This window comes from Streptomyces sp. URMC 123, assembly GCF_051386515.1.
GTDB lineage: Bacteria > Actinomycetota > Actinomycetes > Streptomycetales > Streptomycetaceae > Streptomyces.
The window spans coordinates 1-428 of sequence record NZ_JBPQTV010000716.1 but is presented as its reverse complement, the minus strand read 5'-3'; the positions used below and the strand labels follow the sequence as shown (position 1 = coordinate 428).

At 73.1% G+C, this 428-nt stretch carries 1 protein-coding gene; it reads right to left on the bottom strand.

Annotated features, from left to right (window positions below):
• On the bottom strand, positions 1 to 428 hold a 428-nt coding region (locus ACSNOD_RS31760; RefSeq protein WP_436770523.1), incomplete at both ends, for a homocysteine S-methyltransferase family protein.

Here is a 428-nt window from a genome sequence, read left to right as displayed (position 1 = left end):
CGCTCCCCGATCGCCAGATACGAGGTGTCCTGGCGGAACGGCACCGTCTGGTACAGCGACGCCGCCCCCGGCTCCGGGCGCGGCTCGCGCTCCGTCGGCGTCAGGTCCCGGACCCGCTCCACCACCTGCCGCAGGTGCTCCGGCGTCGTGCCACAGCACCCGCCCACCAGCGACAACCCGTACTCCCGCACGAAGGTCTCCTGCGCGTCGGCGAGCTCGGGCGCGGACAGCGGGTAGTGGGCGCCGTCCTTGCCCAGCACCGGCAAGCCCGCGTTGGGCATGCAGGACAGGGGTACGCGGGAGTGCCGGGCGAGGTAGCGCAGGTGCTCGCTCATCTCGGCCGGGCCCGTGGCACAGTTCAGGCCGATCATGTCGATGCCCAGCGGCTCCAGCGCGGTCAGCGCGGCACCGATCTCCGAGCCCAGCAG